Source organism: Paraburkholderia sp. JHI869, assembly GCF_038900775.1.
Taxonomy (GTDB): Bacteria; Pseudomonadota; Gammaproteobacteria; order Burkholderiales; family Burkholderiaceae; genus Paraburkholderia.
This window is the reverse complement of record NZ_JAYMSC010000040.1, coordinates 64,527-72,049: the sequence shown is the minus strand read 5'-3', so window position 1 is coordinate 72,049 and position 7,523 is coordinate 64,527. Positions and strand designations below refer to the sequence as shown.

Genomic DNA, 7,523 nt, shown 5'->3' with positions numbered 1-7,523 from the left:
ACATCGTCGCTTTCTACAATCCGGTGCGCTTGCACTCCACGCTGGGCTATCTGTCGCCCGCCGCTTACGAGGCGAATCCGATAGCAAAAGAACCTATCTGCCTGTCCGAAATTAGTTGACCACTACACTGTACCGGGCGATCTCTGCACAAGGCATGTCGTCGCCGCTCAGACATCCGAGGCATGTCGAAGATGTCGCTACGAAAACGACATCTTCAGATCTTCCTTAGCATTCCAATGTGTTCCGTAAAGGCGCTTATCCCGCGAAAGGCGATGTCTATCATGGTTAGCGTCATCAGATACAGATGGGGGTAGACCTCCTTTGGATCTGTCGCAATAAGGCGGGCTGTTATGCTGTCGGGCCTTATAGACGGTTTCAAAAAGAGTTCATAGAGGCTGCTAACTCGTAACGTAACCTGCTAACCTCGATCGTCGTATCAACAGGATCGAGGAGATGGGCAAACCAATCATCGACGACGAACTGTGGGCACTGATCGAGCCACTGCTACCACCAGCGAAGCCACGGCGCTTCGAGCATCCGGGCCGCAAACCGGTACCGGATCGGGAGCCGGTTCGGTCGATGGGTTGTGTCTATATGACCGTCCGTCCGGCGTGCAAATTGCATTAGTCAATTGCGGACCTCCAACTCACACGGAGGTGAGGATATGAGCATCTACAAGCGAGCTCGGTTGATCGGGGGATTCGGCGGATCGCCGTTCCGTGAATATGGCACTCACGGCGGGGTGCTGGAGAAGAGCGGCGTATGTGTCGGCGCGGGAGCGATCCACGCCGTCGGGATGTTGCGGGCGGACACGTCACAACGGCTCTGGTGAAAATAGGCGGTCTGCACGCGATTTTTCGTATTCTTATATAGGGGATACCTGATCAAGCGGACAGGACGGCCTCCCAGACTGCTGGCGCAGTGGTATCTTTGAGGCCGAGCTTCGTGAGACCGAATTGTCCCTTGCGAATACGATGTATCAGCTCAATACCAGAGAGAGTGATCGCTACGTTCCTGAAACGCCTGAAGTCGAGCATGACTCTCGTCCGGGACTTGATGTTGCGGTGGTCCTGCTCGACCAAATTATTGAGATATTTCGAGGATCGAACCTTCGTGTCATCGGACAGCAAGCCATCGGCCTTCATCTTGCGCACGGCGCGGTGCGAGGCGGCATAGCCGTCAAGCGTGATGGTCTTCGGTGGTTGGCCCTGATGTCTAATTGCCTTCCTGAAAAAGGCTTTTGCCGCCTTCACGTCGCGCCTGGCACTGAGCATGAAGTCTACCGTCTGGCCCACCCGATCCACCGCCCGATAAAGATAGACCCACTCGCCGCGCAGCTTGAGATAAGTCTCGTCAACACGCCAGGACTGCCCGGTGGGCCTGCCGAAACGATTCCACCGTTTGACGAACTCCGGCGCAAAGCGCCGCACCCAGCGCAGGATCGTCGTGTGGGCCAGCACAGACCCCGTTCCGCCATCATTTAGACCAGATTGCGCAAGCTAAGCTTGTAGCGCAGGTACCAGCGATCACACAGAATGATCACATCGCGGTCAAAGTGACGGCCTGCAAACAGTTCGTCCAGGCTCTTCAGCTTGCTCATCGCCAGTTCTCAATTCGTTCAGGCCGACACCTTAACCGATTCGTCCCCCCGCGCAATTTGCGCCAGAGCCGACGGCTGGCCTGCCGGTAGGGCTTATCGGCGCCCGGACTGCGCGAGAAGGGCTTCCACCACGTTGAAGCCGACGCAGTCGGCCGGGTCCAGCCGGCGCAGCTTGGCAAGGAGCTTCAGGGCAACCGCGCGTTCGCAGCGGCGAACGCTGATAAAGGCCAGCGCCTTCAGAGTGAAGAGCCAAAAGCGTGCCGGTCCAGGAATCGTGAAATCTGTGTCGCCTGGCTGTACCGCACACCAGTCAATGTCAATTGACGCTTCCCGGGCTGCAGCTGTCAAAGCCTTGGTTGCAACTTCCTTCGCCTCGCCAAGCTCGCCCCGGTTCGCGTGAAACTTGTATAGCAGATAGTAGGGTGGCAGGCAGCGCGGGTGAGAAAGAACGGCGGTCCACAATGCAGCGGTCACATCGTCACAGCGGCCGCCACGTGTATCCTCGATTAAGCGCAATACGGAAGAAGGTACGGCGCCGCCAAACAGATCTGCCGACTCAATGCCAGTAAGGATATTCATTGACTTGCTCCGAAACGATAAGGCTTCTGACCCTTCCTGTGGTAGGCGGAAGCCGAAATGACGAGGTCGTATTCGTCTATCCAAACTTGAACTGGATTCCGTGGCCACCCCTCGGATACTCCCAAGAAAGGTTGTGGTGTTCCCTGCATAGAATGCGACAACTGCCGCATTCAAGGCAGCCGTCGGTAATTAGTGTCACGGCGCCGTTGTTCTCATTCCGATAACAGGAAGCGGGGCAGACGAACGTACAGCTTTTATCGCTACATTCATTAATGCAGGTTTCGGGATTTTTTATCTGGACGTGTGGTCGGCCGACGTCAACGCGGTAACGGTTTTGGAATAGCTTCTCGTCGATGTTCACAGTAAGTCTGGTCATCGGAAGGCCCTCCAGAGTTTGTATGCGTCGCCCACCAGGCCTGTTAGTGAGCGACTTTTGCGGAAACTCGCCATGACCTCCCCTTTCTTTGTCTGCTTGTCCACGCCGTCGACCGTAATCATTGTCCGAGCCGCTTTAGCGACGAGATCAGGATATGTGGTGAAAAACTGCGGATTGTGATGCAAGATCTTCGGCATGTCTCGGTACTTGAACAGGTCCTTCATCACGAAACTCTTGTCGAGCGCGGTCTTGTACCCGGAGAGGGCGTTAGCCCGATAGCTGTGGCCTCCGGAGGCTTTTGCGGCTATCGCGGTCTCCGCGGCGAAACGTCCTGTCGTCATGGCAAGATTAGAACCTTCGCGATGTGCGGAATTGACGAAGCCACCGGAATCGCCGACGATCATCCAGCCATTGCCGTACACTTCCGGGATTGCATTGAAGCCCCCTTCGGGGATCAGATGCGCACAGTACTCCTTCATTTCACCGCCGGCGACGAGCGGGGCGATGGACGGATGACGCTTCATTTTTTCAAGCAACACATACGGGCTTGTACGGTTCGAGTTGTTTTTGAAGTCGCTCAGCATACAGCCGACGCCGATTGTCAGCGACTCCTTGTTAGTGTACAGGAAGCCGGCTCCAGCCATGCCGTCGGTGATTCGGCCGACCATCTCAATGACGACGCCTTCGTTATCGGCAACATTAAAACGCTGGCAAATTGTTTCCTCAGGCATAAAGAGAATCTCCTTCACAGCCAGCGCGACATTGCCCGCCTTGATTTCGCCGTGAAAGCCTGCCTTACGCGCCAATGTCGAATTGACGCCGTCCGCGAGGACCACGATGTCCGCATAGACGTCACCGTGTTGGCGGTCGCATTGCACGCCGACAACTTGGTCTCCGTCCATTATCAGGCGATTCACCGTGGTCTCGCAGATCAGCAAAGCGCCTGCTTCACGTACTTTCGATGAAAACCACTTGTCGAACTGTGTCCGTATGATCGTGTAGCGGTTATATGGGGGATTGTTGTAGTCTTCGCTGCGCGCGTGCGTGCCAACAAACGAGGTATCGTCGAGCATCCACAGGCGCTGCTCGATGATGTGGCGCTCGAGAGGGGCATCGTCACGGAAGTCCGGAATGATCTGTTCCAGTGCATTGGCGTAAAGAATCGCGCCCTGAACGTTTTTGCTTCCGGGATACTCGCCGCGTTCAATCTGAAGCACTTTCAGTCCGCCTTTCGCCATAACGTAGGCTGCGGCGTTGCCTGATGGCCCAGCTCCGACCACAATGGCATCGAATTTGGGGGAGGTTGCCATGTTTGTTTTCCTTACGAGTCTAGCCGATGCGGTGTCAGGTGCTGCTTAAAGGCCTGTGTTAGTTCGGGTAGTACGCGCATTGCGTCCCCCACAATACCGTAGTGCGCGTAATCAAAAATCGGTGCGTTTGGGTCGGTGTTGATTGCGACGATGACGTCAGAGCTTTCCATTCCGACCCGATGCTGGATCGCACCAGAGATTCCCGCGGCGATATAAAGCTTGGGCCTGACAGTTTTGCCGGTCTGTCCAATCTGGCGTTCGGCTCGGACCCAACCCGCCTGCACGCATGGGCGGCTCGCGCCGACTTCGCCACCGAGCACCTGCGCCAGTTCGAATAGCAGCATGAAGTTCTCGCGATTCTTGAGTCCCTTGCCGCCGCTCACGATCACGTCCGCGTAGGCGAGGTTGATTTGATCGCTCGTCTCGTCCGGGATGAAGTCAAGCAATTTAGTTACTATATTGGCCTCGATCATCCCGAGCGTTTCCTGCACGATCTCGCCACTGCGGCCTTGCTGCGCCGGCGGCATGGGCATGACTCGTGGGCGCACAGTCGCCATCTGAGGGCGGGATTCGAGCGTCATGATCGTACAAAGCAGAGAGCCGCCGAAGGTCGGCCGCGTCGCAGCTAGTACACGCGAGGCGGGATCGATATTCAACTCAGTGCAGTCGGCTGTAAGGCCAGTCAGAAGCCGTGTTGCGACAGAGCCCGCGAGATCTCGGCCCATTGAAGTCGCACCGAGCAACAGTATCTCGGGGCAGTACTTGCTAACCAGATCTGACAGGCCTTTCGTGAACGGTTCGTTGCGATAACCGCGCAACACCGGATCGTGGATGACATACGCTTTGTCCGCACCCAAGGTGAACGCCTCAGCGGCAAACTGCTCGAGTGGCTCTTCAGTACCACCGAGTACCGCGACAGCGACGTTGCTGCCAAGTTTGTCGGCGAGCTTGCGAGCCTCACCGACCAGTTCCCACGATACGCTGCGCGCACGGCCACGATCGTGCTCGATGAAGACCCACACGCCCCGATAGTCTTTCATACGGTCGGGAAGTTCTACGTTGCAGCCATTAGCGTGTGCGATCGGCTCGGCCGGTTTTTGTTTCCAAGCAACAAGCGAATTCATGCATTCCTCTCCGTGAGCCGCAGGTCCACCTCTAGCGTAGGATGGCGAGTAAAGATCTTTCGCACAAGTTGAGCCGCCGCGTCGTGGAGACTCGACTCGTCGAATTCGATCATCTCGGCATCTTCTGCACGCGGCGTTGCGCCGAACACCTTACGTACGACGGTATGTGAACCCTTCAGCCCGATCTTGCTGACGTCATCGATCCCGGCCTGCTGGCGGTTCCACTTGCGTACGGGGAAGCCAGCGGCATGGATTACTCTGGGCAGTGTTGCGAAACGCAGATCGTTCGTGTTTTCAAGCATCGTAACGAGGCACGGCAACGCAGTCTCGAGTACCTGAACGCCCCCTTCAGCACGGCGTTCGGCCACGATCGTGCGTCTGCCGAGGTCAATCTCGAGGATTCTTGACACGTAGGTAAGCAGTTGGATGCCCATGCGCGTCGCGATGCCCGGGCCGACTTGGGCTGTATCGCCGTCGATCGTTTGTTTGCCCGTAAAGATCATATCCACTGAGCGTTCACTCGCGATCTGGCGGATCGCGGCGGCCAACGCATAAGAAGTGGCGAGCGTGTCGGCGCCGGCGAACGACCGGTCGGTGATGAGCACGGCGTCGTCTGCACCGTAGCTGATGCATTTACGCAGTGCATCCTCGGCCTGCGGTGGTCCCATAGAAAGTATCGTGACCCATGCGTCGAAGCGGTCTTTTAGCCGTAACGCTTCTTCTAGCGAGAAGAGATCGTAAGGGTTGACGATTGCCGGCACGCCTTGCCGCATGATGGTGTTGGTCACAGGGTGAACCCGAATCTGGGCAGAATCCGGTACTTGCTTGATGCAAACGACAATATGCATTGACATTCTCCTAATCAGACGCCGCTGGGTGCCGACAGCGACGCGCTCAGGCTTTTCAGGAAGACGACATGCCGGTCGGCGGCCTTCTAAAGACTTTAAACACTCGTTGTTCAGGGGGCCTGGATACAACGAAGTCGTCGCAGGCCTTCCGCAGCAAGCCGTGATAGGTCAGCCGTCGTGGAGGGCGGCATGTCGTTCTGTTGTTCGATGTACCGAAAGAAACGTTTCATGATGTGCAGGCGGTTCAACTTCACTATCCTTTTGTCGAGGGCAATGCAAAAGAGACGCGGAAATCCTCCATAGATGAAAGTGGACGAAGTCTCGGATAAGTCCTTCCATGGGTCTGCTCCCCCTAAGTCCGTTTCTCGCTATGAGCCGCCTTCAGGACGCTCTGACTCGCGTGCTCCGTACCTCACTCAAAAAGCGGCGGAGATCGATTGCGCTAGGCGGCTGCTTATGTCGCGTGGCGAAGGCGCGGATGTGCGGTAGCAGTAGCAGCCCAAGCCGCTCCGATACCTTCAGGCCCAAAGCGTCATATGTGTCACGTACACCTTGAGACCCAGAATGTTTGCCGAGCACTGTAGACCGTTGCCGGCCCACATCTGCAGGATCGAATCCTTCGTAGGTTGCGACGTGTTTGGAAAGGCCGTCCGTGTGAATTCCCGCTTCGTGAGTAAAAACGCCTCGACCGACGATGCTTTTTCCAAAGGAGACCGCTCGGCCCGACGCATGTCCGACCAGCGACGAAATACCGGGCAGCGCTTTAGTGTCGACGCCCGTATCTCGTCGCAGAAGATGACGTGCTCCCATCACGACTTCCTCTAGCGCCGCGTTGCCGGCTCGCTTGCCAAGACCGCTGACGGTGGTGCTGGCATGTGTTGCGCCTGCCGCAAGGGCCGCTAACGTGTTGGCTGTGGCAAGCCCGAGATCGTCGTGCGCATGGATTTCGATCTCGAGGTCGACGGCAACGCGCAGCGCCGCAATCGCGTGGTATGTCTTAAACGGATCCAGCACGCCGACCGTGTCTACGAAACGAAAGCGCTGAACACCGTGCTGCTGTGCGCATTGAGCCACTTCGATGACAAAGGAAGGATCCGCGCGCGAGGCGTCTTCCATGCCAAGAGAAATGGTTGCGCGACTTCCGATTGCTATGTCGACTATGCGGGCAATTTGACGCAGAACCCACGTACGCGACTGCTGCAGCTTGTGGCGCAGATGAATATCCGAAACAGGGATGGAGAGGTGAACGATATCGGCATTGCAACGCAATGTCGCCGCGAGGTCGCCTTCGGTGAGGCGTCTCCAAACGACTATACGAGAGTCGAGATTTAACCCGGCAATTTCCACTATGCACGCCATTTCCTCGTCGCCCATTGCGGGAACCCCGACTTCTAGTTCCGGCACGCCGGACTGAGACAAGGCGCTCGCGATCGCGCATTTTTCCTCGGCGCGAAATGCGACTCCTGCAGTCTGTTCACCATCGCGGAGCGTCGTGTCATTAATAATTGGAAGATGCATGTCAAGTCTCCCGAGAGGTGTCGATTGCGCTGCAAACATCGTGCCAATGGGACGCTACGGCCGGAGTGTGGTTCTGTTTGAACCAGAAAGGCATCATGTCGGGAATCGGAGTACGTGGTGTGATAAGTCGCGTCGGGAATGTCCCATTCCCAACAGTGTCGCGCTTGA

At 56.8% G+C, this 7,523-nt stretch carries 7 protein-coding genes and 3 pseudogenes; 2 read left to right on the top strand and 8 right to left on the bottom strand.

Features of this window, described 5'->3' with window-relative positions; translation table 11 throughout:
* Positions 1-453: 453 nt before the first annotated feature.
* Positions 454-564 (top strand): annotated as a pseudogene (locus VSR72_RS38715) (IS5/IS1182 family transposase); the annotation flags it as partial.
* 100 nt (positions 565-664) lie between these two features.
* Complete coding sequence (locus VSR72_RS38710) at positions 665-832, top strand: hypothetical protein (RefSeq protein WP_342957477.1); 168 nt, start codon at positions 665-667, stop codon at positions 830-832.
* Between the two features lie 52 nt (positions 833-884).
* Here the strand turns inward: VSR72_RS38710 and VSR72_RS38705 are convergent.
* The 8 genes and pseudogenes from VSR72_RS38705 to nifV form a co-directional block, all read right to left on the bottom strand.
* Positions 885-1,600 (bottom strand): annotated as a pseudogene (locus VSR72_RS38705) (IS6 family transposase).
* A 93-nt stretch (positions 1,601-1,693) separates the two neighbouring features.
* Positions 1,694-2,179, bottom strand: coding sequence for a hypothetical protein (locus VSR72_RS38700; protein ID WP_342957476.1), 486 nt, complete (start codon positions 2,177-2,179; stop codon positions 1,694-1,696).
* Positions 2,180-2,255: 76 nt separating this feature from the next.
* On the bottom strand, positions 2,256-2,555 hold the full coding sequence (locus VSR72_RS38695; protein WP_133189656.1) for a 4Fe-4S dicluster domain-containing protein: 300 nt from the start codon (positions 2,553-2,555) through the stop codon (positions 2,256-2,258).
* A complete protein-coding gene (locus tag VSR72_RS38690; protein WP_342957475.1) occupies positions 2,552-3,865 on the bottom strand; it encodes an FAD-dependent monooxygenase in 1,314 nt (437 codons plus the stop codon). The genes VSR72_RS38695 and VSR72_RS38690 overlap by 4 nt, the downstream gene beginning before the upstream one ends.
* A gap of 11 nt (positions 3,866-3,876) precedes the next feature.
* Entirely contained in the window at positions 3,877-4,989 is a 1,113-nt protein-coding gene (locus tag VSR72_RS38685) for an electron transfer flavoprotein subunit alpha/FixB family protein (RefSeq protein WP_342957474.1), read from the bottom strand.
* Entirely contained in the window at positions 4,986-5,837 is an 852-nt protein-coding gene (locus tag VSR72_RS38680) for an electron transfer flavoprotein subunit beta/FixA family protein (protein WP_342957473.1), read from the bottom strand. Before VSR72_RS38680 ends, VSR72_RS38685 begins: the two co-directional genes overlap by 4 nt.
* Before the next feature lie 55 nt (positions 5,838-5,892).
* Positions 5,893-6,091 (bottom strand): annotated as a pseudogene (locus VSR72_RS38675) (nitrogenase-stabilizing/protective protein NifW).
* Positions 6,092-6,218: 127 nt separating this feature from the next.
* Positions 6,219-7,355, bottom strand: coding sequence for a homocitrate synthase (gene nifV, locus VSR72_RS38670; protein ID WP_342957472.1), 1,137 nt, complete (start codon positions 7,353-7,355; stop codon positions 6,219-6,221).
* Positions 7,356-7,523: the final 168 nt, after the last annotated feature.